Origin of the sequence: Ancylobacter mangrovi (genome assembly GCF_024752335.1) — a bacterium.
GTDB classification, from domain to species: domain Bacteria; phylum Pseudomonadota; class Alphaproteobacteria; order Rhizobiales; family Xanthobacteraceae; genus Ancylobacter; species Ancylobacter mangrovi.
Genome location: NZ_JANTHY010000007.1, coordinates 238,359 through 259,794, shown reverse-complemented (window position 1 = coordinate 259,794; position 21,436 = coordinate 238,359). Strand labels below are relative to the sequence as shown.

The 21,436-nt window shown below is 70.2% G+C and carries 24 protein-coding genes; 16 read left to right on the top strand and 8 right to left on the bottom strand.

What is annotated here, in order from left to right; genetic code table 11:
* Positions 1-56 precede the first annotated feature (56 nt).
* The 4 genes from NVS83_RS18380 to modC all read left to right on the top strand — a co-directional run bounded on the left by NVS83_RS18380 (position 57) and on the right by modC (position 3,264).
* Entirely contained in the window at positions 57-299 is a 243-nt protein-coding gene (locus NVS83_RS18380) for a hypothetical protein (RefSeq protein ID WP_258733518.1), read from the top strand.
* Positions 300-558: 259 nt separating this feature from the next.
* Positions 559-1,350 carry a molybdate ABC transporter substrate-binding protein gene (gene modA / locus NVS83_RS18375; RefSeq protein WP_258740604.1) on the top strand — a complete coding sequence of 264 codons (792 nt, stop codon included), beginning with the start codon at positions 559-561 and terminating at the stop codon, positions 1,348-1,350.
* Between the two features lie 124 nt (positions 1,351-1,474).
* Positions 1,475-2,164 carry a molybdate ABC transporter permease subunit gene (modB, locus tag NVS83_RS18370; protein ID WP_258740603.1) on the top strand — a complete coding sequence of 230 codons (690 nt, stop codon included), beginning with the start codon at positions 1,475-1,477 and terminating at the stop codon, positions 2,162-2,164.
* Entirely contained in the window at positions 2,161-3,264 is a 1,104-nt protein-coding gene (gene modC / locus NVS83_RS18365) for a molybdenum ABC transporter ATP-binding protein (RefSeq protein WP_258740602.1), read from the top strand. The genes modB and modC overlap by 4 nt, the downstream gene beginning before the upstream one ends.
* A 36-nt stretch (positions 3,265-3,300) precedes the next feature.
* Here modC and NVS83_RS18360 read toward each other — a convergent pair whose 3' ends face one another.
* On the bottom strand, positions 3,301-3,474 hold the full coding sequence (locus tag NVS83_RS18360; RefSeq protein ID WP_258740601.1) for a hypothetical protein: 174 nt from the start codon (positions 3,472-3,474) through the stop codon (positions 3,301-3,303).
* A gap of 138 nt (positions 3,475-3,612) precedes the next feature.
* Positions 3,613-4,608, bottom strand: a complete 996-nt coding sequence (locus NVS83_RS18355; RefSeq protein WP_258740600.1) for a DUF2865 domain-containing protein — start codon at positions 4,606-4,608, stop codon at positions 3,613-3,615.
* Positions 4,609-4,803: 195 nt separating this feature from the next.
* On the opposite strand from NVS83_RS18355, the gene NVS83_RS18350 reads away from it, so the two are divergent.
* Positions 4,804-5,364, top strand: coding sequence for a CreA family protein (locus NVS83_RS18350; protein WP_258740599.1), 561 nt, complete (start codon positions 4,804-4,806; stop codon positions 5,362-5,364).
* A gap of 42 nt (positions 5,365-5,406) precedes the next feature.
* Here the strand turns inward: NVS83_RS18350 and NVS83_RS18345 are convergent, their stop codons facing one another.
* A complete protein-coding gene (locus NVS83_RS18345) occupies positions 5,407-5,754 on the bottom strand; it encodes a hypothetical protein (protein ID WP_258740598.1) in 348 nt (115 codons plus the stop codon).
* Between the two features lie 319 nt (positions 5,755-6,073).
* Between NVS83_RS18345 and cysS the strand changes: the two genes are divergently transcribed.
* Positions 6,074-7,465: a cysteine--tRNA ligase gene (gene cysS, locus NVS83_RS18340; RefSeq protein ID WP_258740597.1), complete on the top strand. Its 1,392-nt coding sequence runs from the start codon at positions 6,074-6,076 to the stop codon at positions 7,463-7,465.
* A 50-nt stretch (positions 7,466-7,515) separates the two neighbouring features.
* On the top strand, positions 7,516-7,962 hold the full coding sequence (locus NVS83_RS18335) for a GNAT family N-acetyltransferase (RefSeq protein WP_258740660.1): 447 nt from the start codon (positions 7,516-7,518) through the stop codon (positions 7,960-7,962).
* A gap of 15 nt (positions 7,963-7,977) precedes the next feature.
* Here the strand turns inward: NVS83_RS18335 and NVS83_RS18330 are convergent, their stop codons facing one another.
* On the bottom strand, positions 7,978-8,589 hold the full coding sequence (locus NVS83_RS18330; RefSeq protein WP_258733509.1) for an LOG family protein: 612 nt from the start codon (positions 8,587-8,589) through the stop codon (positions 7,978-7,980).
* Between the two features lie 216 nt (positions 8,590-8,805).
* On the opposite strand from NVS83_RS18330, the gene NVS83_RS18325 reads away from it, so the two are divergent.
* Genes NVS83_RS18325 through pssA form a run of 5 tightly spaced genes read left to right on the top strand, consistent with a single transcriptional unit; the run spans position 8,806 to position 13,946 of the window.
* Complete coding sequence (locus NVS83_RS18325) at positions 8,806-9,207, top strand: ArsR/SmtB family transcription factor (RefSeq protein WP_258740596.1); 402 nt, start codon at positions 8,806-8,808, stop codon at positions 9,205-9,207.
* Positions 9,208-9,231: 24 nt separating this feature from the next.
* A complete protein-coding gene (locus NVS83_RS18320) occupies positions 9,232-11,154 on the top strand; it encodes an ABCB family ABC transporter ATP-binding protein/permease (RefSeq protein WP_258740595.1) in 1,923 nt (640 codons plus the stop codon).
* A gap of 25 nt (positions 11,155-11,179) precedes the next feature.
* Positions 11,180-12,256, top strand: coding sequence for a patatin-like phospholipase family protein (locus NVS83_RS18315; RefSeq protein WP_258740594.1), 1,077 nt, complete (start codon positions 11,180-11,182; stop codon positions 12,254-12,256).
* A 59-nt stretch (positions 12,257-12,315) separates the two neighbouring features.
* Positions 12,316-13,014 carry a phosphatidylserine decarboxylase gene (locus NVS83_RS18310; protein WP_258733505.1) on the top strand — a complete coding sequence of 233 codons (699 nt, stop codon included), beginning with the start codon at positions 12,316-12,318 and terminating at the stop codon, positions 13,012-13,014.
* 17 nt (positions 13,015-13,031) lie between these two features.
* Complete coding sequence (gene pssA / locus NVS83_RS18305) at positions 13,032-13,946, top strand: CDP-diacylglycerol--serine O-phosphatidyltransferase (RefSeq protein ID WP_258740593.1); 915 nt, start codon at positions 13,032-13,034, stop codon at positions 13,944-13,946.
* A 61-nt stretch (positions 13,947-14,007) separates the two neighbouring features.
* Here pssA and NVS83_RS18300 read toward each other — a convergent pair whose 3' ends face one another.
* Together NVS83_RS18300 and NVS83_RS18295 are read right to left on the bottom strand one after the other, a co-directional pair.
* The gene (locus NVS83_RS18300; RefSeq protein WP_258733503.1) at positions 14,008-14,250 is read right to left on the bottom strand and encodes a transferase; all 243 of its coding nucleotides are present in this window, start codon (positions 14,248-14,250) and stop codon (positions 14,008-14,010) included.
* 415 nt (positions 14,251-14,665) lie between these two features.
* Positions 14,666-15,274, bottom strand: coding sequence for a protease inhibitor Inh/omp19 family protein (locus tag NVS83_RS18295; RefSeq protein ID WP_258740592.1), 609 nt, complete (start codon positions 15,272-15,274; stop codon positions 14,666-14,668).
* Between the two features lie 292 nt (positions 15,275-15,566).
* Here NVS83_RS18295 and NVS83_RS18290 point away from each other — a divergent pair, with 292 nt between their 5' ends.
* Positions 15,567-16,334, top strand: coding sequence for an SDR family NAD(P)-dependent oxidoreductase (locus NVS83_RS18290; RefSeq protein ID WP_258740591.1), 768 nt, complete (start codon positions 15,567-15,569; stop codon positions 16,332-16,334).
* Here the strand turns inward: NVS83_RS18290 and chrA are convergent.
* Both chrA and NVS83_RS18280 read right to left on the bottom strand, forming a co-directional pair.
* The gene (gene chrA, locus NVS83_RS18285; protein ID WP_258740590.1) at positions 16,331-17,575 is read right to left on the bottom strand and encodes a chromate efflux transporter; all 1,245 of its coding nucleotides are present in this window, start codon (positions 17,573-17,575) and stop codon (positions 16,331-16,333) included. The genes NVS83_RS18290 and chrA overlap by 4 nt on opposite strands.
* 88 nt (positions 17,576-17,663) lie before the next feature.
* Positions 17,664-18,533 carry a LysR substrate-binding domain-containing protein gene (locus tag NVS83_RS18280; RefSeq protein ID WP_258740589.1) on the bottom strand — a complete coding sequence of 290 codons (870 nt, stop codon included), beginning with the start codon at positions 18,531-18,533 and terminating at the stop codon, positions 17,664-17,666.
* A 211-nt stretch (positions 18,534-18,744) separates the two neighbouring features.
* Here NVS83_RS18280 and NVS83_RS18275 point away from each other — a divergent pair, with 211 nt between their 5' ends.
* From NVS83_RS18275 to NVS83_RS18265, 3 genes are all read left to right on the top strand, one after another.
* Positions 18,745-19,794 (top strand): DMT family transporter, encoded by a 1,050-nt coding sequence (locus tag NVS83_RS18275; protein WP_258740588.1) that lies wholly within the window; start codon positions 18,745-18,747, stop codon positions 19,792-19,794.
* A gap of 101 nt (positions 19,795-19,895) precedes the next feature.
* The gene (locus NVS83_RS18270) at positions 19,896-20,234 is read left to right on the top strand and encodes a rhodanese-like domain-containing protein (RefSeq protein WP_258740587.1); all 339 of its coding nucleotides are present in this window, start codon (positions 19,896-19,898) and stop codon (positions 20,232-20,234) included.
* Positions 20,235-20,317: 83 nt separating this feature from the next.
* Complete coding sequence (locus NVS83_RS18265; protein ID WP_258740586.1) at positions 20,318-21,430, top strand: hypothetical protein; 1,113 nt, start codon at positions 20,318-20,320, stop codon at positions 21,428-21,430.
* Positions 21,431-21,436: the final 6 nt, after the last annotated feature.

Here is a 21,436-nt window from a genome sequence, read left to right as displayed (position 1 = left end):
GAGCCGCGCCAAGCGGCCGGTCCAGCCGCCGTCGAGCGGAGAGGGAGGGGAACGACATGCCGTATGGCGAATTCGACATCGTCACGCTTTCGCCTTCCACCGTGCGCGTGATGCACAAAGTGGCGCACCACATCTACGAATTCTCCGTGGTGGATGACGGCAATGGCGGACGCACGGTCAGCCATGGTCCCTCCATCGTGTTCGGCAAGGACGGCGAGGCGTTTCCCGCATGGGAGCTCGTGCCCGAGGCCGAGCGTGTCGCCGTCGAGGCGGCAAGCTATCCGGGTGTGATCGGCTGATCCTCACCCGGATGCCTTTCTGACGACATTCCATCTTTCGGGGTAGGGCGCGCCCGCGCCGCCCCATGGACGCTCGGGGCAGGTCGCCCGCGTGCAGCGAACGGTGCGCGCCTGTGCGGTCGCCGAAGACGCGCGAAAATCGTTGCTTCATGAAATCCGAGGCGGTGCGGGGGTGCCCGGCGGCTGGCATTCCGCGTTTAATCATGTATATGGACGGATATATATATACCGCTGGATATATGATCAGGGGAGCCCAGCCATGCCGTCCCGCCGTTCCTTCCTTCGCGCCGCCGCGACCCTCGCGCTCGCTTCCGCCCTGCTGGCGCCGCTCGCCCTGCGCGAGGCGCGGGCCGACGAGACGCCCATCGTCTTCGCCGCCTCGAGCCTGACCAACGCGTTCCAGGACATCGGCAAGGCCTATACGGCGAAGACCGGCAAGAAGGTGACCTTCTCCTTCGCCGGCTCGTCGGCGCTGGCCAAGCAGCTCCAGTCCGGCGCGCCGGCCTCGATCTTCGCCTCGGCCGACACCAAGTGGATGGACTTCACCGAGGAGAAGGGCCTGACGCTGAAGGACACCCGCGTCACCCCGATCGGCAACAGCCTGGTGCTGATCATGCCGGCGGGCACGGCCAAGCCCGTGACGCTCGACAAGTCGTTCGACTGGAAAGCCTTCCTCGGCGCAGACGGCAAGCTCGTCACTGGCCTCACCGACAGCGTGCCGGTCGGCATCTACGCCAAGACCGCGCTGACCAGCCTCGGCCAGTGGGACACGGTAAAGTCGCACGTCGTCGGCGCCGAAAATGTGCGCGCCGCGCTGGCGCTGGTGGAGCGCGGCGAGGCGACGGCGGGCGTGGTCTACTCGACCGACGCGGCCATCACCAAGGACGTGAAGGTGGTCGGCACCTTCCCCGCGGATTCGCACCCGGCGATCGAATATCCGTTCGAGATCGTGAAGGGGCAGGACACGCCGGCGGCCAAGGGGTTCTTCGATTTCCTCGTTTCGCCGGAAGCGAAGGAGATCTATGCCAAATACGGCTTCGTGGTGAAATAATCCGCCCCGGTCGTGCCGACGCGATCCCGGCGCCCCGCGCGGCGGGCCGGGATCGCGCGGCCATTTCCCGGCACCGTGCCGGAGCCGGCCGCCTGTCGGCCGGCATGACGCGTTTGAGGTCCGGATGCTCACACCCGAGGAATGGGTCGCGGTCTATCTCAGCCTGAAGGTCGCCTTCTGGGCGACCTTCTGGAGCCTGCCCTTCGCGGTGCTCGCCGCCTGGCTGCTGGCACGCAGCACCTTCCCGGGCAAGGGGCTGTTCGACGGCGTGGTCTACCTGCCGCTGGTGCTGCCCAAGGTCGTGGTCGGCTACATCCTGCTGCTGACGCTCGGCGCGCGCGGCTCGATCGGCCAGTATCTCGACGCCTGGTTCGGCATCAAGCTCATCTTCACCACCGCCGGCGCGACGGTGGCGGCGGCGGTGATCAGCTTCCCGCTCTCGGTCAACGCGATCCGGCTGGCGCTGGAGGCGGTGGACCGGGGGCTGGAGACCGCCGCGCGCACGCTCGGCGCCTCGCGGCTCGACGTGTTCTTCTCCATCACCCTGCCGCTGATGCTGCCGGGCATCCTCTCCGGCGCGCTGCTGTCGCTGGCGGCGTCGCTGGGCGAGTTCGGCGCCACCATCACCTTCGTGTCGAATATCGAGGGGCGCACCCGCACCATCCCGCTCGCCATCTACAGCGCGACCCAGCTTCCCGACGGCGACTCCATGGCGATCCGCCTCACCGTGGTGTCGGTCGTGCTTGCGCTCGGCTCGCTGCTGCTCGCCAGCCTGGTCGACCGGCGGATCCGCGTGATGATCGGACGGGCATGATCGAGATCGATATCCGCATCGACCGCCCCGGCGGCTTCTCGCTGGAGGCCGGCTTCGCGGCGCCGACCTCGGGCGTGACGGCGCTGTTCGGCCGCTCGGGCGCCGGCAAGACCACCATCATCCAGGCGGTGGCCGGCGTGGTGCGGCCCGATAGCGGGCGTATCGCTATCGACGGCGAGCCGTTCTTCGACAGCGCGCGCGGGATCGACGTGCCGATCGAGGCGCGCCGCGCGGGTTACGTGTTCCAGGATGCGCGGCTGTTCCCGCATATGAGCGTCGAGCGCAACCTGCGCTATGGCGAGCGGCGCAGCCGGACGAAGGAGCGCCCGATCCGCTTCGAGGCGGTGGTGGAACTGCTCGGCATCGGCCACCTGCTGGCGCGCCGGCCGCACACGCTCTCGGGCGGGGAGCGCCAGCGCGTCGCCATCGGCCGGGCGCTGCTGGCGCAGCCGCGCCTGCTGCTGATGGACGAGCCGCTGGCCGCGCTCGACGCGGCGCGCAAGGCGGAGATCCTGCCCTATCTCGAACGCCTGCGCGACGAGATGCGGCTGCCGATCCTCTATGTCAGCCATGCCATCGACGAGGTGCTACGCCTCGCCGACATGGTGGTAGCGCTGCGCGAGGGGCGGCTGGTCGCCGCCGGGCCGGTGGGCGAGGTAATGTCGGCGCCGGAAATCCTGCCGGTGGTCGGGCGCTTCGATCTCGGCACGCTGATCGCCTGCACGGTGAGTCGGCACGACGAGCGCTACGGCCTGTCCGACCTCGCCTTCTTCGGCGGTTCGCTGCGTGTGCCGCGGGTGGAGATGCCGGTCGGCGCCCCGGTGCGCGCGAGGGTGCGCGCGCGCGACGTCGCGATCGCGCTGGCCAGGCCCGAGGAGGTCTCGGTCTCCAACCTGCTGCCGGCAACGGTGGAGGAGGTCCGGCTGCTCGACGGGCCCTATGCCGACGTGGTGCTGAAGGTCGGGGAGGGTCACCTCGCCGCGATGGTGACGCGCGAGAGCGCGGAGCGGCTCGCCCTGCGCCCCGGCCTTGCGGTCTGGGCGATGATCAAGACCGTGGCGGTGGACAGCCGCACCACCGATTTCGAGGCGCGCGAGTAGCGCCTGCGCCTCGGTCCCGCCTCCGTCCGAAAGACGTCAGTGGCAGTGGCTGGTGCCGGCCTGCCGGTCCATGTGGCAGCACTGGCCGGGCGGCGAATTCTTGCGGCAGCCGCCGCCATGCGCCTCGGCCGCCGGCGCGAAGCCGACCATGGCAAGTGTAGTGAGCATGGCGAGCCCGGCGAGCGTCGCGGCGGTCGTACGGAAGAGCATGGCGTTTCCCCCCATCCATGTCTGGCGCGGCCGGATGCGGCCGCGCTTTCGACATATGACGGAAAGGAAGGCGTATGGCTACCTTTGGTTGTATCGCGCCCGCCGGACCGGGCGGCCGGGCCGCCCGGTCCGGGGCGCTCAGGGCTTCTTGCTGACGGGGCCGTCGGCCGGGCGGGGCTGGGCCATCTCGCGCGAGGCGTCCTCGGTGACGATGATGTCGCCCTTGCGCACCGTCGTGTCCTGCTGCGCGCCGAGCGCCTGCGCCCAGCTCTCGCCCGCCGGGCGGCAGGAGCAGGTGGGCACGAACTGCTTCTTGTAGAGCAGCGCGTTGGGCAGCGACATGTAGGGCTGGCCGTTGGTGGCGACCGCCTGCTCGATGTCCTCGCCCGGATTGCGATAGGCGAACAGCCGGGCCTCGGTGCCGGGGCACTGGCGCTGGCAGGCCTGCTCGTCCGAATAGAAGCGCGCCGGGGTGGCGGCATAGGAGAGCGGGAAGAAGAAGCCGTCGCAGGTGCGCACGCAGACGGTGCGGTAGGTCGAGACCTTGGGCATTTCGAGCGGCTGGACGTCGAGCGGCTCGGATTCCTCGCGCGGGACGCCGAACAGCGTCTCGAAGAAGTTGCGCGGCGCACGTCGCGGCGCCCCGTTCGCGCCGCCTACCGAGCCCTGGCCGAGCGCCGCCTGGTACTGCGCGCCGCAATTGTTCTGGGCGAGGGCGTAGATGAGCTGCCGGCGCTGGTCGTCATTGCCCGAGCGCTGGTTGCGCGCCTGCATCATGGTGCGGTCGAGCGCCGAGCGGGCGTCGGTGAGCTGACGGTTCAGGCCCTGGCACTGCGGGGGAAGCTGCGGCTGGAAGATGAGGAAACCGCGCTTGTCGCAGCCCATCTGCCGAACCTGCGCGGACAGGTTGGCGACCTGCTGCTGCTGCTGGGCGATGGCCTGGGAAAGGTCGCGCTGCCCGCCGCCGCCACGGTCGAGCGCGGCGAGCTGGCCTTCGAGCCGGATGCAGGCCGACCGGTCGCCACCCGCCTGCGCGTTGGACGGCATGTCCTGCGCCCGGGCGGCGACACTCAGCATCGCGAGGGAGGCAAGGAGGGCGAGCGGGCGGAAGGCGTGAAGGCGCAAGAGCATCATCAACCGAGCTTCATCATTCGGGCGTGCCGGCCGCGGGCCGGTCTCGTTCGCCCTGTGTGCCGGAATCGGGCGTCGGGGGCAATGAGCACGCCGAGGGTGTCGAAAGTTTGAAGGCTGGCCGGTCGCGGCCGGCCCCGCTTTGCGCCGGGCGGCGGGCATGCCCATATGCGGGCGGACCCGAACGGAGCCCACCTCATGACACCCCTACGTCCGACGACCCCACCCACCGCCTCGCGGGGACCGGCCCGCCTTCTCGCCGCTCTCGCGCTCGTCATCGCGACCGGCCTCGCCGGCCTGCTGCCGGCGGCGGCGCAGGAGCCGGACCTGATCTTCAAGAAGTCGACGGTGTGGAAGTTTCTCACCCCCGACGACAAGCTCGCCACCTATGGCATCGACGACCCGGTGGTGGAGGGCGTCGCCTGCCACTACACCATCCCCGAGCGCGGCGGGGTGAAGGGCATGCTGGGCGTGGCGGAGGAGGTGTCGGACATCTCGATCGCCTGCCGGCAGATCGGGCCGATCTCGTTCAAGGGCAAGTTCGAGCAGGGCGACGTGGTCTACCGCGAGAGCCGCTCGCTGATCTTCAAGAAGATGCAGATCGTGCGCGGCTGCGACACCAAGCGTAACGTGCTGGTCTATCTCGTCTATTCCGACAAGCTCATCGACGGCAGCCCGAAGAACTCGACCTCGACCGTGCCGATCATGCCATGGGGCGCGACCAACGAGGCGCCGCGCTGCGCGGATTTCGTGAAGTGAGGGCCGGGCGGGACGGGAAGGGCGCCCGGCGCCTTTCCCTGCCTATTGGCTGCAGGTGATGGTCACCGTCTCGGCGCAGGTGCCGCCGAGGCAGGCCGGGACCGGGGCGGCCGCGGCGTCGGTGGCGGCCGGCTTGCCGGCGACCAGCTTCACCAGGCTTGCGGCCTTGCCGTAGCTGGCGGCGCGCTGGAAGTCGTGGACCCGGCACCAGGCGTCGGCGACCGCCTGGCCGCAGGCATCGCCGGCGGAGAGACAGGTGTCGATGCCGTAGCCATCCGAGCTGTCGACGACGAACATCTTGGTGATCGGCCCCTGGGCGAGCGCCAGCGACGGCGCGCAGGCGAGGGCAGCGGCGAACAGGGCGAAGCGCAGGCTCGAGGCAGAACGCATGGGATTTCGTCGGTTGGGGTTACGGAGCGGCTGACGACAACGTGAATGTGGCGAAAAGGTTTGAAGCGAGGCTTAACGTTTTTTCCGCACCCGGGGCGTTCGCGAGCAGCGGCGCGCTGATAGCGCCACCGCCGGGCTTGCGTCAACTGCCACGCATGTGATGGGAACAGGGATAGTCTGTGGCGAATGGCAGCGCTTTCGCGAAAGCAGGAAGCGCGTACCGGGCCTTTTCAGCCCGCACGCTTGACGCGGCCGGCCAAACCGGGGACAGACGCGGCGCCGCCCGTGCCGGGCAGCACAATTTCGAAGGCGAATATCGATGTCGGACGCACAGGCGGGGCTTCCCGAGCTGAAACTCTACAACACGCTGACCCGCGCCAAGGAGAGCTTCGCGCCGCTCGATCCGGCGCTGGTGCGGATGTATGTGTGCGGCCCGACGGTCTATGACTACGCGCATATCGGCAATGCGCGGCCGGTGATCGTGTTCGACCTGCTGTACCGGGTGCTGCGCCATCTCTACGGCGCCGACCACGTGAAGTATGTGCGCAACATCACCGACGTGGACGACAAGATCAACGCGCGCGCGGCGGGCGAATATCCCGGGCTCGACCTCAACGAGGCGATCGCCAAGGTGACCTTCGCCACCGAGGCGCAGTTCCACGACGACCTCGAGGCGCTGGGCGTGATGCATCCCGACGTGGAGCCGCGCGCGACCGAGCACATCGCCGAGATGCGGACGCTGATCGAGAGGCTGGTCGCCTCCGGCCACGCCTATGTGGCGGAGAACCACGTGCTGTTCTCCGTGCCCTCGATGCCGGACTATGGCGAGCTCTCGCACCGCCCGCTCGACGAGATGCTGGCGGGCGCGCGTGTCGACGTCGCCCCCTACAAGCGCGACGCGATGGACTTCGTGCTGTGGAAGCCCTCGCGGCCCGGCGAGCCGGGCTGGCCCTCGCCGGCGGGCATCGACGTGAACGGGCGCCCGGGCTGGCACATCGAGTGCTCGGCCATGTCGTGGCGCCATCTCGGCGAGACCTTCGACATCCACGGAGGGGGCATCGACCTCGTCTTCCCGCACCACGAGAACGAGGTCGCGCAGTCGCGCTGCGCCTTCCATACCGGCATCATGGCCAAGGTCTGGATGCACAACGGCTTCCTGCAGGTGGAAGGCGAGAAGATGTCGAAGTCGCTCGGCAATTTCGTCACCATTCGCGACCTGCTGGCGGACTGGCCGGGCGACGTGCTGCGCCTCAACATGCTGAAGACCCATTACCGCCAGCCGATCGACTGGACGCTGAAGGGCCTTGAAGAGAGCGCGAAGACACTGGAGCAGTGGTTCGACGCCGCCGCGCCCGACGCCTATCCGCGCCCGGCGCCGGCGGTGCTGGAGGCGCTCGCCGACGACCTCAACACGCCGAAGGCGATCGCCGAGATGCACGCGCTGAAGGACCATGCCGGCAAGAAGGCGCTGGGCGGCACGCTCGCCTTCCTCGGCTTCAGCGAGGCGCCGCTCAGGAACTGGGCGGCCGGGCGCGCGCCCACGCTCGACATCGCGCCCGAGGAGGTGGAGGCCCGCATCGCCGAGCGCATCGAGGCGCGGCGCAACCGCGACTTCGCCACCTCCGACCGCATCCGCGACGAGCTGCTCGCGCTCGGCGTGGCGCTGAAGGACAACAAGGACGGCACCACGAGCTGGGAGCCGCGGCGGTGAGCCCGGCGCCCGCCGCCGCGCTGCGCCCGGCGCTGCCGGCCGACGTGCCGATGCTGTCCGAGATCGCCCGCGAGGCGATCCTCGGGCTGACCGGCGAGGACTATGACGAGGACCAGCAGGAAGCCTGGGCGGAAGCCGCCGGCGACGAGGCGGCGCTGGCCCGGCGCCTCGCCGACCATCTGACGCTGGTGGCGACGCGCGAGGGCGAGCCGGTCGGCTTCATCGCGCTCGCCGACAACCGGCTGATCGACATGCTCTTCGTGCATCCGGAAGCTGCCGGGCAGGGCGTCGGCGCGCTGCTCTACGACGCGGTGGAGAAGCTGGCGGGCGCGCGCGGGGCGAAGGTGCTCGCGGTCGATGCGAGCGATACCGCGCTCGGCTTCTTCCAGAAGCGCGGCTTCGTGCCCAAGAGCCGCAACACGGTGCCGCGCGGCGGCGTCTGGCTCGGCAATACGACGATGGAAAAGACCCTCGGCGAGCCGCCGACCACGCACTGAGCGGGCCGGTTCTTCTCACATCCGGTCGAGCACGCTTTCCTCGGCCTCGCCGTGCAGCGCCCCCTCGGCGACGGTCGCAACTGCGGACTGGAGCTGGGGCAGGACTGCGCTCACCTCGTTGGCGACCAGCAGCCGCACCGGGCGCGCGCCGTTGATGAAGCCGGTCGTCTGCATGTGATCGATGAGGGTCAGCAGCGGCTTCCAGAAGCCGGCGATGTTGAGCACCATCACAGGCTTGCGGTGCCGGTTGAGCTGCACCCAGGTCATCTGCTCGACCAGCTCCTCCAGCGTGCCGATGCCGCCGGGCAGGGCGATGAAGGCGTCCGCCCGCTCGAACATCAGCCGCTTGCGCTCGTGCATGTCCTTGGTGACGACCAGCTCATGGGCGTGCTCGAAGGCCTGCTCCTTCCCGATCAGGAAATCGGGGATGATGCCGGTGACCATGCCGCCGGCCTCGGCGCAGGCCCGCGCCGTGGCGCCCATCAGGCCGACACCGCCGCCGCCATAGATCAGGCGGATGCCCTCGCGCGCCAGCTGGTGGCCGAGCGCGATGGCGCTGTCGATGTAGATGGAATCGTCCCCGGGGGCGGCTCCGCAATAAACGCATACGCTTCTGATTTTCGACATGGCTCACATGGTGCATGGCGAGAGGGACGCGGGCAAGCGCCTCGATCATCCATCGCATCCGCCGCGGCCGCGCGCAAACGACGCTGCCGCGGCGACGGCGAGGCAACGGCCCGCCGGGCAGGAAGGTTCCGGCGGCCGGGTTGCCCTCCCGGGGGTTGCCCTTCCGGAATCCTTCCCGGACTTGCCTTCATCGTCAATCGACGATAAACGATTGCCATGATCGATCCCGTGGCCGACGATCTCCTCGCCCTGCGCCTGCGCGCGCTCGCCCACCCGGCGCGGCTCGCCATCGTGCGCGCACTGGCGCGTGCCGAGCGCTGCCAGTGCGGCGACATCGTGCGCGGCCTGCCGCTCGCCCAGTCCACCGTCTCGCAGCATCTCAAGGTGCTGAAGGAGGCGGGCCTCATCACCGGCACCATCGAGGGGCCGCGCTCCTGCTACTGCCTCGACCGCGCGGCCTTCGCGGCGCTGGCCGGCGAATTCACCACGCTGATGGAACTGCTGTCCGGCGCGGCGGGGGAAGGGCGCAGCCCAGCCCTGCAGGCGCCGGCCTTGGCGCCGGCGTCCGCGGCCCCCATCTGCACGTCAACGAACGAATCCGGGCCGGTCTCGGCCTGACCGAAGCAGAATTGGAAGTGCTGAATGTCCGCACCTGATGGCGGAACCGCCGTTTCGCGTCCCTCCAAAGCCTCCGAGATCAATCCGCGCGGCAGCCTTCTGGTCGCGCTGAAGGGGCTGTGGCCCTATCTGTGGCCGGCCGACCGGGCGGATCTGCGCGCGCGCGTCGCCTGGGGCCTGCTGCTGCTGGTGCTCGCCAAGATCGCCACCATGGCGACGCCGTTCTTCTTCAAATGGGCGACCGACGCGGTGGCCGACAGCGAAGGCGCGCGCATCAGCACCGATGCCATCGCCTGGCTGATCGCGGCCCCGCTGATGCTGACCCTCGCCTACGGCTTCGCCCGCGTCGTCATGGCCGGGCTGACGCAGCTTCGCGACGGGCTGTTCGCGCGGGTCGCGGTGCACGCGGTGCGGCGCCTCGCGCTCGAGACCTTCCAGCACATGCACGCGCTGTCGCTGCGCTTCCACCTCGAGCGCAAGACCGGCGGGCTGACGCGGGTGCTGGAGCGCTCGCGCGAGGGCATCGAGACCATCGTGCGCATGCTGGTGCTGCACCTCGCGCCGACCATCCTCGAATTCGCGATGGTGATCGGCGTGCTGCTGTGGCAGTTCGACTGGCGCTACGCGCTGGCGGCGGTGGCGATGATCGTCGGCTACACGCTCTTCACCTTCATCATGACCGAGTACCGTATGGGCATCCGGGCGGCGATGAACGAGAGCGACACCGACGCAAACGCCAAGGCGGTCGACAGCCTGCTCAACTACGAGACGGTAAAGTATTTCGGCGCCGAGAAATGGGAGGCCGAGCGCTATGACCGCTCCATGGCCCGCTACGAGCGCGCCACCGTCCACACCCACACCTCGCTCGCCTGGCTGAACGCCGGGCAGGCGGCGATCTTCACGCTCGGCCTGACGGCGGTGATGGCGCTGTGCGTGTTCGACATCCGCGCCGGGCGGCAGTCGGTCGGCTCCTTCGTCATGGTCAACGCCATGATGATCCAGCTCTACCAGCCGCTGAACTTCCTCGGCATGATCTATCGCGAGATCAAGCAGTCGCTGATCGACATCGAAGCAATGTTCGCCATCCTCGCCCGCCCGCCCGAGATCAAGGACACGGCGCAGGCGCGCGTGCTGGAGCTGAAGGGCGGGGACGTGCGCTTCGAGGACGTGCGCTTCTCCTACGACCCCGACCGCGAGATCCTCAAGGGCGTGTCGTTCGAGGTGCCGGCCGGGCGCACGGTGGCGATCGTTGGCCCCTCGGGGGCGGGCAAGTCGACCATCTCGCGCCTGCTGTTCCGCTTCTACGAGGTCAATGAAGGCCGCATCCTGATCGACGGGCAGGACGTGCGCGAGGTGACGCAGGAATCGCTGCGCCACGCCATCGGCATGGTCCCGCAGGACACGGTGCTGTTCAACGACACGCTGGCCTACAACATCCGCTACGGGCGCACCGATGCGAGCGACGAGGACGTCGCGCGCGCGGCCGAGCTGGCGCAGATCGACGGCTTCGTGCGCCGCACGCCCAAGGGCTACGCGACCGAGGTCGGCGAACGCGGGTTGAAGCTCTCCGGCGGCGAGAAGCAGCGCGTCGCCATCGCCCGCACCATCCTCAAGAACCCGCCGATCCTGATCCTCGACGAGGCGACCTCGGCGCTCGACAGCCACACCGAGCGCGAGATCCAGGACGCGCTGGAGCGGGTCTCGCGCGGGCGCACCACGCTCGTCATCGCGCACCGGCTCTCGACCGTGGTCGGCGCCGACGAGATCATCGTGCTGGAGCACGGGCGCATCGCCGAGCGCGGCACCCATGCCGAGCTGATGCTGCGCCGCGGGCTCTACCATTCGATGTGGGAACGCCAGCGCGAGGCCGAGCGCGCCCGCGAGACGCTGAAGGAAGCCGAGGACGAGGAAGAGGTCGGCGCCGTTACCAGCGACGCGGCGGCCTGAGCGCCGGGCGAAACGGAGCCGCACCATGGCTGAGCGGGCGGCAAGGAAGGTCGGCATCGCCTGCCAGGGCGGGGGAAGCCACGCCGCCTTCACCGCCGGCGTGCTGCGGCGCCTGATGCAGAAGGACCTCATTGAGCGCTACGAGCTCGCCGGCATCAGCGGCACCTCGGGCGGGGCGATCTGCGCCGCGCTCGCCTGGACCGGCCTGAAGCAGGGCGGCCCGCAGGAGGCGCGCGAGCGGCTCTACCGCTTCTGGGACCACGCCAAGGCCGACACCCCGCTCGACGCCTGGCAGAACTACTGGGGGCAGGCCATCGCCAGCCTGCCGTGGCGGCTCGACGTCAGCCCCTACCGGGTCGAGAGCGGCGCGGACCGGGTGCTCGGCAGCTGGCTCAGGGAGTTCCTGAAGCTCGAGGAACTGACCAAAGAGGGGCGCGCGGGCCCGCCATACCTGTTCATCGGCGCCACCGACGTGCTGAAGGGCGACCGCTGCATCTTCAGCGGCACCGACCTCGACTATCCCGAACTGCTGGGCTCGGCGGCGCTGCCCTTCCTCTACCGGGCAGTGCACACGCGCGGGCATGTGCTGTGGGACGGGCTGTTCAGCGTCAACCCGCCGATCCGCGACCTGCTCGACCTCGATCTCGACGAATTGTGGGTGATCCAGATCAGCCCGCTCGCGGTGGCGCAGGAGCCGAAGACCTTCGAGGCGATCCGCGACCGGCGCGACCAGCTCGCCGGCAACATCTCGCTGGCGCAGGAACTGCACTTCGTCGATAAGATCAACGAGATCGTGGCGCTCAACGGCGAGCTGAAGCGGCGCCGGCGGCGCGGCGAGCCGCAGCACTACTACCGCCCGGTGACGATCCGCCTGCTGGACGGCGGCCTCGACGAGGCGAAGTACGGCTACGGCTCCACGCTCGACCGCAGCCCGGAACTGATCGACGAACTGATCCGGCGCGGCGAGGCGATGGCCTCGCGCTTCTTCGACGAGGAGACGCTGTGGCCGCGCCGGGGCGCGCTCGAAGGGCGCACCATGTCGGTGGCGCCGCGGCGGCGCGCGCGGCGCAAGCCGGCCCCGGAGCCCGACGGCGGCATTTGACGGCGCGCGCGCGCGGCCCTACCTGTGCCCGGGTGCTCACCCGCGGGAAACCGTTCTTCATGTCCGTCATCGATTCCATCCGCAGCGGCCTGGTGCCGATCCACCGTGAAGGCTACCCCTTCATCCTGATCGGCGCGGCGGTGTCTGCGGTGCTGCTCTGGCTGCTGCCGCCGCTCGGCTGGATCTGCGTGCTGATCACCGCGTGGATCTGCTACTTCTTCCGCGACCCCGAACGCGTGACGCCGATCCGCGAGGGGCTGGTGGTCTCGCCGGCCGATGGACGGGTGTGCCTCGTGGGGCCGGCTCTGCCGCCGCCGGAGCTGGGCCTGGGCGAACTGCCGCTGCCGCGCGTGTGCATCTTCATGAACGTGTTCGACGTGCACGTGAACCGCGCGCCGCTGGCGGGCCGGATCCTGCGCATCGCCTATCGACCCGGCAAGTTCCTCTCCGCCGACCTCGACAAGGCGAGCGAGGACAATGAGCGCTCCGGCATGGTGCTCGACACCGCGATCGGCGAGATCGGCGTGGTGCAGATCGCCGGGCTGGTGGCGCGGCGCATCGTCAGCTTCGTGCGCGAGGGCGACAGCCTCACGCCCGGCCAGCGCTTCGGCCTGATCCGGTTCGGCTCGCGGGTCGACGTCTACCTGCCGCCGGGCACGCACCCCGTGGTCGCGGAGGGCCAGAGGGCGATCGCCGGCGAGACCGTGCTCGCCGATCTCGCCGCCACCGTGCCGGCGCCGTCGTTCCGCGTGGACTGAACCCAGCGAGGTCTGCCATGTCCGACTTCTTCCCGCCCTTCGAGCCCGACGACACCTCCGAACCGGACGGCCCCGAGCCGGAGCGCCGCCGCCGGCGCTTCCAGGCGGTGCCGGTGCGGCTGCTGGTGCCGAACGTCGTCACCCTGCTGGCGCTGTGCGCGGGCCTGACCGGCATCCGCATGGCGGTGGAGGGACGGATGGAGGTGGCGCTCGGCGCCATCGTCATCGCCGCCGTGCTGGACGGCATGGACGGGCGGCTGGCGCGCATGCTTCAGGGCACCTCGCGCTTTGGCGCCGAACTCGACAGCCTGTCGGACTTCGTGTGCTTCGGCGTGGCGCCGGCGCTGGTGATCTATATGTGGGGGCTGGAATCGCTGGGCTCGATCGGCTGGATCGCCGCGCTCTCCTTCGCCATCTGCGCGGCGCTGCGTCTCGCCCGCTTCAACGTGATGCTGGACGACCCGAACCGGCCGCCCTTCGCCTCCGAGTTCTTCACCGGGGTGCCGGCGCCGCTGGGCGCGCTCGTCATGCTGCTGCCGGTCTATCTGGAGCTGATCGGCCTGCCGCGGCTCGAGGCCTTGCCGGCGATCGCGGCGGTGTTCTGCCTCGCCATTGCGCTGCTCATGGTCTCCAAGGTGCCGGCCTATTCGGGCAAGAAGCTCGGCGCGCGCATCCCCCGCGACAAGGTGATGCCGCTGTTCGTGTGCGTGGTGCTGTTCGTGGCGGTGCTGGTGACCTGGCCGTGGGCGGTGCTGTCGGTGCTGTGCGTCGGCTATCTGGCAGCGCTGCCCTTCTCGGCCATGCGCTACGCCAAGCTCATGCGCGACTACGAGGCACGGCAGGGCGCGAAGGCCGCCGCCAAGGCGCGCATGGTCGAGCCGGGCATCGACGGCGCCGCGCCGGACCACGACCGGCCGAGCCACCTCAACTGAGGGGCGTGATGTCAGACCGGCGCGGCGAGGGCCGGCGGCACGGGGATGTCGTTCGGGGGAGCTATTCGGCGCGGCGGTCGGCGAGGGCGGCGACGCGCATCGCCAGCGGGGCACCGGGGAAGATCTGCCGCAGCAGCCGCAGCGCCTCGGCGTCCGAACCGGGATTGGCGATGTCGAGCTGCTGGCGCATGAGCTGGGCCACCGTCGCCGTATCGGCCGAGCGGCGCGGAAAAGCGCGCGGAAGCTCGTCGTACACGGTCGTGGACGACGACGGCTCCTGAACTACACGTGCAGCCTGCAGCATCACAATCCCCTCCGATCGCAAGAGCGAATCAATCAGCTTTCCTCATGCTCAACATGGGCCAGCCGGACCTCGAACGCACGAACTATTTTCCAGTTCCCGACTTTGTGAGGTCGCGCCACACAAAGTGCTCGCAACTAGTCCGCGAAACAATGGGCAGGATTGCGTATTTTCCCGCGTCCGATGTTTCGAATATGACAATAAATTACTGGATCGCCCGCCGGCGAAGTGCGGCGCGCAGGGCCGGAGACTTTCGAGCCGGCAAAGTCTAGCGCCGCTCCATGACGGATTCATCACCCGCGCCATAATAAATGACTGGACTTATCCAGTCATTCCGGCGTGGAGGTCTTGGGGTAGGGGTGCGGCCTGCGTCCTTGGACAGGTCTCGCCGCGTCCTGTCGGAGATGAGGCGGGCGTCTCAGGAGCGGGTCAGCGTGACCTTGGCGCCGTCGCCGGTGGCAACGCCGTCATACTCGCCGTCGCCGGCCGGCTTCAGCCGCGCCGTGACCTTGCCGAGATGGTTCTGCAGCACGATCTCGCTGCCCCAGACGTCCCAGCCCTTGGTCATGAAGATGTCGTTCGGGCAGCCCACATCCGCATTGGCGGCGAAGCCGTTCATGCCGCGGTCGGTGGACAGCGTGATCTTGCACGTCTTCTGGCCGTCGTCCCAGCCATAGTTCCAGGCGCCGGCGAGCTGCGTGCGCGCGGCGCCCGGCTCGGCATAGGCGACGCCGCCCGGGGCGGTCGGCGCGGGCGGGGCCAGCGCGACCGGGGTCTCCGGCGTCGTCTTGGGCGTCACCGCGGCGCTCGCGGTGGCGGCGCTGGCGCCGGTGGCGGTGTTGGCGCCGGCGACGTCGCTCGGCGCGGGGACCGGGGCGCTCACGATCGAGCCGGAGGGTGCGGGCGTGATCTGGCTGATCTCTGCCGGGGCGGGGGCCGTCGATGTGCCGAAACCGTCGAGTTCCGTGCTGCAGCCGCCGAGCAGGAGGGCGATGGCGGCGGTTCCCGCAAGGGCATAGACGTTCATCGACCTGTTACTCCCGCGACCGGCTGGCGCCGGCCCTTCGTGTCCACCCCGTCACGCCGTTCGGGTACGGCGCGACACGTTCCCTGTTTCCCCAAGGATCGTGGCACCAGCATGACCCTGAGGCGGCGGGAGCCTGTCCCCCGCTTTTCCATGTCCGTTGGTCAATGAAAGGTTAACAGACGCAGCCATCCGATCCTACCACCGTCACGATGGACGCCGCCCGCCCGCCGCGCTATGTGGCGGCGCAGCACGAGCGCGGCGCGCGGCGTCGCCGAGCCTTCAAGGAGCCGTCATGTACCAGATGCTGGATCCCGCCACCCTGACCGTCCTCGTCACCGGAGCGACCGCCGGCATCGGCGCCGCGACGGCGCGCCGCTTCGCCCTTGCCGGCGCGCGGGTGATCGGCACCGGGCGGCGGGCGGATCGGCTGATCGCGCTGCGCGACGAGCTGGGGCCGAACTTCCACCCGCTCGAGGTCGACGTGCGCGACAACGCGGCGCTGACCGCCGCGCTCGAGGGGCTGCCGGAAGCGTTCGCGAAGATAAACGTGGTGTTCGCCAATGCCGGGCTGGCGCTCGGCCTGGAGCCGGCCCACAAGGCCAGCCTCAAGGACTGGGAGGACATGGTCGACACCAACATCAAGGGCCTGCTCTACACCGTGCGGGCGACGCTGCCGGGCATGGTCGAGCGCGGCGAAGGGCATGTGGTGTTCACCGGCTCGGTGGCGGGCGACTATCCCTATCTCGGCGGCAACGCCTATGGCGGGACCAAGGCGTTCGTGAAGCAGTTCGCGCTGAACCTCGTCGCCGACCTCTCCGGCGCCGGGGTGCGCGTCACCAATATCGAGCCGGGCATGGTCGAGACCGAGTTCTCGCTGGTGCGCTTCCACGGCGACGAGGCGCGCTCCAGCGACGTCTATGCCGGGCTCCAGCCGCTGAGCGGCGAGGACATCGCCGAGCAGGTGTTCTTCTGCTGCACGCTGCCGCGGCACGTCGCGATCGACCGGCTGCAGGTGATGCCCACCAGCCAGAGCTTCGCCGGCATGAAAGTCGCCCGCTAGGACGACCGCAGCAGGGCGGCGCCGGCGAGCGCCGCGCCCGCCACCACCGCCCAGGCCGGCGCGCGCCACAGGGCGAGCGCCAGATAGGCGAGCAGCGCCAGCGCGAAGGCGCGGGCCGAGGTGAGGCTCGACGTCACCACCGGGTCCCAGAAGGCGGCGCCGAGCAGGCCGACCACGGCCGCGTTGATGCCGGCCATGGCCTGGCGGATGCGCGGCTGGCCGGCGAGGCGGCTCCAGAACGGCAGGGCGGCATAGACCAGCAGCGCCGAGGGCAGGAAGATCGCCGCCAGTCCGATCGCGGCGCCGGCGACGCCGTTGGGCGGGCCGGGCATCATCGCCCCGACATAGGCGGCGAAGCTGAACAGCGGGCCGGGCACCGCCTGCACTGCGCCATAGCCGGCGAGGAACGCCTCGCGGGTCAGTCCGCCGGGATGGACGAGCGCGGATTCGATCAGCGGCAGCACCACATGGCCGCCGCCGAACACCAGCGCGCCGGCACGGTAGAGCGTGTCGAACAGGGCGAGGCCGGCGCCCGCCCCCGCGCGCGCCGCGAGCGGCAGAAGCACCAGCAGCAGCACGAACAGGGCGAAGGCCGCCAGCGCCGGGACGGGGGCGGGCAGGCGCCCGGGCGGCAGGCCCGCCACCTGACCGGGCGTGTCGCCGGAGGGTTTCAACCAGAGGAGCCCGAGCAGCCCGCCGGCGAGGATGACGCCGATCTGGCCGGCCGCGCCCGGCACCAGCGCCGCACCGGCGGCGGCCAGCAAAGCGAGGGTGCGGCGCTCGCGGTCGGGGCAGAGGTTGCGCGCCATGCCGAGGACGGCGTCGGCGACGATCGCGACGGCGGCGAGCTTCAACCCCGCCAGCCATCCCGCCGTGCCGTGCCCGGCCGCGTCCGCGCCGGCGACGCCATAGGCGAAGGCGATCATCACCAGCGCCGAAGGAAGTGTGAAGCCGAGCCATGCCGCCGCCATGCCGAGCGGGCCCGCACGCATCAGCCCGATCGCCATGCCGACCTGGCTGGAGGCCGGGCCGGGCAGGAACTGGCAGAGCGCGACGAGGCCGGCATAGGCTTCCTCGGCCAGCCAGCCGCGCCGGCGCACCAGCTCCTCGCGGAAATAGCCCAGATGCGCCACCGGCCCGCCGAAGGAGGTGAGCCCGAGCTTGAGGAAGACGGCGAACACCTCGCCCGCGCTGCCGGCGCGCACGGGGAAGGCGGTGGTTCCGGGGCGCGTCTCGCTCATGATGCCCCAGCGTTAGCGCGGCACGGGCGGGGATGCATGTGAATTGTCGATGACGGCCGGCGCAAGCCGATGGATCGCGGGCGGCGCGCTACGCCGCGGCGACGGCGGTCGGCATGGCGAGGCCGGCGCGCAGCGTCTCGGCAAGGCGGCGGGCGGCGGGGGAGGCGGCGGGGGCAAGCACCAGCCCGATCTCCATGTCCGGCAGCGCCGGCAGGCCGTCGGCCGGGCCGAGCCGGCGCCATTCCGGCGGCGCGGCGCATTCGGGCAGGGCGGTCACGCACAGCCCGGTCTCGACCGCCGCATAGATGCCGCCCTGCGAGGAGGAAGTGCAGGCGACGCGCCAGCTCTTTCCCGCCTTGTCGAGCGCGGCGGCGATGTGCGGGCGGGCGCGGCAGCCGGTGGGGAACAGGGCGAGGGGCAGCGGGTCGTTGCGCTCGGGCCGGTGGCCGCGCGCGGCCAGCCAGTGCAGCTTCTCGCGCTTCAGCAATTCGCCGGTGGGGCGGGCGAGGTCGCGGGTGAAGAGCGCGACGTCGAGCTGCCCGCGCTCGACTTCCGGTTCGAGGTTCTTGGAGAGGTCGCAGCGGATCGAGATTTCGACCCGCGGATAGGCAGCCGCGAAGCGGGCGATGGTCGGCGTGAAATAGGCGTCGACATAGTCGTCCGGCATGCCGAGCCGGACGCTGCCCTCGGGCGTGCCGCCCTTGAGGTCGGCCAGCGCCTCGCTCTCGAAGGCGAGCAGGCGGCGCGCATGGGCGACCAGCCGCTCGCCGGTCTCGGTCAGCGAAATACCACGCCGCGAACGCTCCAGAAGCCGCACGCCGAGATTGTCCTCGAGCTGGGCGATGCGTGCGGAAACCGCCGACTGGGTGCGGCCCACGCGCTCGGCCGCGGCGGTGAAGCCGCCGCTGTCGACGATGGCGATGAGCATGCCGAGCGATTCGGTGTCGAGATGGCGCATGGTATGGGTCCGGGAGGAGCGAGGTCCTGCAGGCTCGGCGCACCTATATCACTTTTGTCGATACAACCACAAAATAAATTCGCTTTGCCGATTGTCGACGCGGAGCTAACGGTACGACACCTGCCGCCGCCGAAGCAACGCCGCCGGAGCCATCCGTCACCGGCGCCCCTTCCGCGCGCGGCCGATCTCATTCGACCTGTCGAGTCCGGCAATGCCTCCGCCTCCCGCTTCCGCCGCGCTAGCCCCGGCCTTCATTCCCGCTTCCGCCGCGCCCTCCCTGGCGCGCAGCGAGGAGGCGCTGCTCGGCCAGCAGCGGCGCGAGGCGTTCCTCGCCGTGATCGCGGCGGCGATCTGCATCGGCTTCTCGGCCATCTTCGTGCGCCTGTCCGATGTCGGGCCGGCGGCAATCGGCTTCTGGCGGCTGTTCTTCGCGCTCGGCCCGATGGCGGTCTGGGCGCTGGCGGAGCGGCGCCATGCGAGCCGGCAGCGCGCGCCTGCGCGGAGCCTGCCCGCCCGGCTGACGGTGCGCCAGATGGTGCTCGTCGCCGGCGCCGGCGCGTTCTTCGCCGCCGACCTGATCTTCTTCCACATCGCCATGCGCCATACCTCGACGGCGAACGCGCTGCTGCTCGGCAACCTCGCGGTGGTGTTCGTGTTCGTCTTCGGCTGGCTGTGGCTCGGCGAGCGGCCGACGCGCGGGCTGGTGATGGCGATCGTGTTGGCGCTGCCGGGCGCGGCGCTGATCGTGGGCGCCAGCGCGGGCAGCCACGGAACGGTGTCCGGCGGCGGGATCCCCGGGGTCAGCGTGTTCGGCGACAGCCTCGCGCTCAGCGCGGCGACCTGCTACGCCGCCTATATGCTGACGTTGCGCGCGCTGAGGCGCGGCGGCGAAGGGCGCGCCCCGGCGCTCGGCGGGGGCACCGTCGCCCTGCTGTCGAGCGCGGTGGGCGCGGTGGTGTGCCTCACCTTCGCGCTGGCGGCGGGGGAGGTCATCATTCCGCAGAGCTTCAAGGGCCTGATGGCGCTGGTGGGGCTCGGCCTGATCGCTCATGCGGCGGGGCAGGGGCTTGCGACCTTCGCCCTCGGCCGGCTGCCGGCGGGGGTGATCTCGGTCGGGCTGCTGCTGCAGATCGTGGTGGGCACGTCGCTCGCGGCGGTACTGTTCGGGGAAATCCCGTCCATCGGCGTGGTCGCCGGCGGCTCGCTGGTGGTCGCGGGTGTCATCGCCGTGCGTCCCGCGCGCCGGCCGCGCCGGCCGTGAAACGCGCCGCCAAGCTCCCCATCTAGTTCCCCAACAAACTCCCGCTTGCGGTCGGCGCCGGTCGGCGCTACGTCCGCGGCGGGTGCTGATGGAGACGGACGATGCAGAACAATCCGTTCGGTGGTGTGATCGAGAATCTGTCGGTCGACGAGGTCAAGGCGGGCATGGACGCCGGAACGATGCTGCTCGTGGATGTGCGCGAGCCGAACGAGATCGAATCCGAGAGCATTCCCGGCGCGGTCAATGTACCGCTTTCGACCTTCGACGTTGCCGCGCTGCCGGATGCCGGCGACAAGATGCTCGTCTTCTCGTGCCGGTCCGGCCAGCGCTCGCAGAAGGCCGCCGCCGCGGCCCAGGCCGCCGGGGTGGACCTCCACCGCCACATGGCCGGCGGCATACTGGCGTGGAAGGAAGCCGGCTTCGAGACCGAGAGGGGCTGAGGGGAGTGTTCGGCAAGCTCTCATCCGTCCTCAGACTGACGGCCCGAAGCCTCGCCAAAGCCTCGCCTCACCCGCCGCCAACGGTGCGCCTGCCGCACTACCCGCCGGGCACCCCGACGCTGGTGCTCCATATCGGTGCGCCCAAATGCGGCAGCTCGGCCATCCAGGCCTATCTCGGCGCCAATGCCGCGGCGCTCGCCCCTTACGGCTTCCTCGTGCCGGACTGCGAGTTTGGCGTCGGCGGCCAGACAGGCGGCTACCAGATCTGGTACCTCGAGCAGGTCGCGAGCCTCGACGACCCGACGGCGGCGCTGACGGAGCGGCTGACCGCTCTCGCCCGGCACATGCGGGAGAACGGATTCCACACCGCGCTGGCCAGCGCCGAGAACATCTCGGGGCGGATCGAGCTGATCGAGCCCTTCGTGACGGCGGCCACGGCCGCGGGGCTGGACCTGCGGGTGGTGCTCTACATCCGCCGGCAGGATTCCTACATCATCTCCGCCTACCAGCAATGGGGGGCGAAGAATTTCGCCTCGGTGAAGGAATACGCGCTCGGCGGGGGCGCGCCCGCGCCGTGGAGCTGGATCGCCGACCCGTGGGCCCTGGCGGTCGGCCGCGAGCGCTTCAGGCTGCGGCTGTTCCAGCGCGGCGCGCTCCATGGCGGCGACATCGTGCAGGATTACGTGCAGGAGCTGGGCCTGCCGACCGAGGGTATGGCGGACATCGAACGCGTCAACCGCAGCTATGACGAATATCTGGTGGAGCTCGGCGCGGAGGTGCGCGACGTGTTCGAGGGGCCGCACGACAACGGGTTCTTCGAGACGATGGAGCGGCTGCTGGGAGAGAACGCCTACAAGAAGGGCTCCAGCTCGCATCTCCTGACCTACGGCCAGCGCCGGCTCTGCATGCGCTACTACCGCTCCGACAACCGCAAGCTGCGTAAGGCCTATCTGCCGGACTGGCCGCGGGCCGAGCTGTTCGATCCGCCGCGCCGCGACGAGGTCATCGAGCTGTCGCAGATCGACCGACTGAAGAAACGCGAGGCGGTGCTCACCCGCTCGGTCTATGCGCTGACCCAGCGCGTCATCGCGCTGGAGGCGGCGCTGCAGTCGGCCGCGGCCGCGGTGCCGGCGGCTGCAGAGGAAAACGTGCCGGCGCCGGAAGCCTGCAAGGTCGCCGACGAAGCGGGCGGCTGAGGCGTC

Coding starts and splice junctions, on each gene's coding strand:
- NVS83_RS18380 (WP_258733518.1), top strand. CDS start 57: ATGCCGTATGGCGAATTCGACATCGTCACGCTTTCGCCTTCCACCGTG.
- modA (WP_258740604.1), top strand. CDS start 559: ATGCCGTCCCGCCGTTCCTTCCTTCGCGCCGCCGCGACCCTCGCGCTC.
- modB (WP_258740603.1), top strand. CDS start 1,475: ATGCTCACACCCGAGGAATGGGTCGCGGTCTATCTCAGCCTGAAGGTC.
- modC (WP_258740602.1), top strand. CDS start 2,161: ATGATCGAGATCGATATCCGCATCGACCGCCCCGGCGGCTTCTCGCTG.
- NVS83_RS18360 (WP_258740601.1), bottom strand. CDS start 3,474: ATGCTCTTCCGTACGACCGCCGCGACGCTCGCCGGGCTCGCCATGCTC.
- NVS83_RS18355 (WP_258740600.1), bottom strand. CDS start 4,608: ATGATGCTCTTGCGCCTTCACGCCTTCCGCCCGCTCGCCCTCCTTGCC.
- NVS83_RS18350 (WP_258740599.1), top strand. CDS start 4,804: ATGACACCCCTACGTCCGACGACCCCACCCACCGCCTCGCGGGGACCG.
- NVS83_RS18345 (WP_258740598.1), bottom strand. CDS start 5,754: ATGCGTTCTGCCTCGAGCCTGCGCTTCGCCCTGTTCGCCGCTGCCCTC.
- cysS (WP_258740597.1), top strand. CDS start 6,074: ATGTCGGACGCACAGGCGGGGCTTCCCGAGCTGAAACTCTACAACACG.
- NVS83_RS18335 (WP_258740660.1), top strand. CDS start 7,516: ATGCTGTCCGAGATCGCCCGCGAGGCGATCCTCGGGCTGACCGGCGAG.
- NVS83_RS18330 (WP_258733509.1), bottom strand. CDS start 8,589: ATGTCGAAAATCAGAAGCGTATGCGTTTATTGCGGAGCCGCCCCCGGG.
- NVS83_RS18325 (WP_258740596.1), top strand. CDS start 8,806: ATGATCGATCCCGTGGCCGACGATCTCCTCGCCCTGCGCCTGCGCGCG.
- NVS83_RS18320 (WP_258740595.1), top strand. CDS start 9,232: ATGTCCGCACCTGATGGCGGAACCGCCGTTTCGCGTCCCTCCAAAGCC.
- NVS83_RS18315 (WP_258740594.1), top strand. CDS start 11,180: ATGGCTGAGCGGGCGGCAAGGAAGGTCGGCATCGCCTGCCAGGGCGGG.
- NVS83_RS18310 (WP_258733505.1), top strand. CDS start 12,316: ATGTCCGTCATCGATTCCATCCGCAGCGGCCTGGTGCCGATCCACCGT.
- pssA (WP_258740593.1), top strand. CDS start 13,032: ATGTCCGACTTCTTCCCGCCCTTCGAGCCCGACGACACCTCCGAACCG.
- NVS83_RS18300 (WP_258733503.1), bottom strand. CDS start 14,250: ATGCTGCAGGCTGCACGTGTAGTTCAGGAGCCGTCGTCGTCCACGACC.
- NVS83_RS18295 (WP_258740592.1), bottom strand. CDS start 15,274: ATGAACGTCTATGCCCTTGCGGGAACCGCCGCCATCGCCCTCCTGCTC.
- NVS83_RS18290 (WP_258740591.1), top strand. CDS start 15,567: ATGTACCAGATGCTGGATCCCGCCACCCTGACCGTCCTCGTCACCGGA.
- chrA (WP_258740590.1), bottom strand. CDS start 17,575: ATGAGCGAGACGCGCCCCGGAACCACCGCCTTCCCCGTGCGCGCCGGC.
- NVS83_RS18280 (WP_258740589.1), bottom strand. CDS start 18,533: ATGCGCCATCTCGACACCGAATCGCTCGGCATGCTCATCGCCATCGTC.
- NVS83_RS18275 (WP_258740588.1), top strand. CDS start 18,745: ATGCCTCCGCCTCCCGCTTCCGCCGCGCTAGCCCCGGCCTTCATTCCC.
- NVS83_RS18270 (WP_258740587.1), top strand. CDS start 19,896: ATGCAGAACAATCCGTTCGGTGGTGTGATCGAGAATCTGTCGGTCGAC.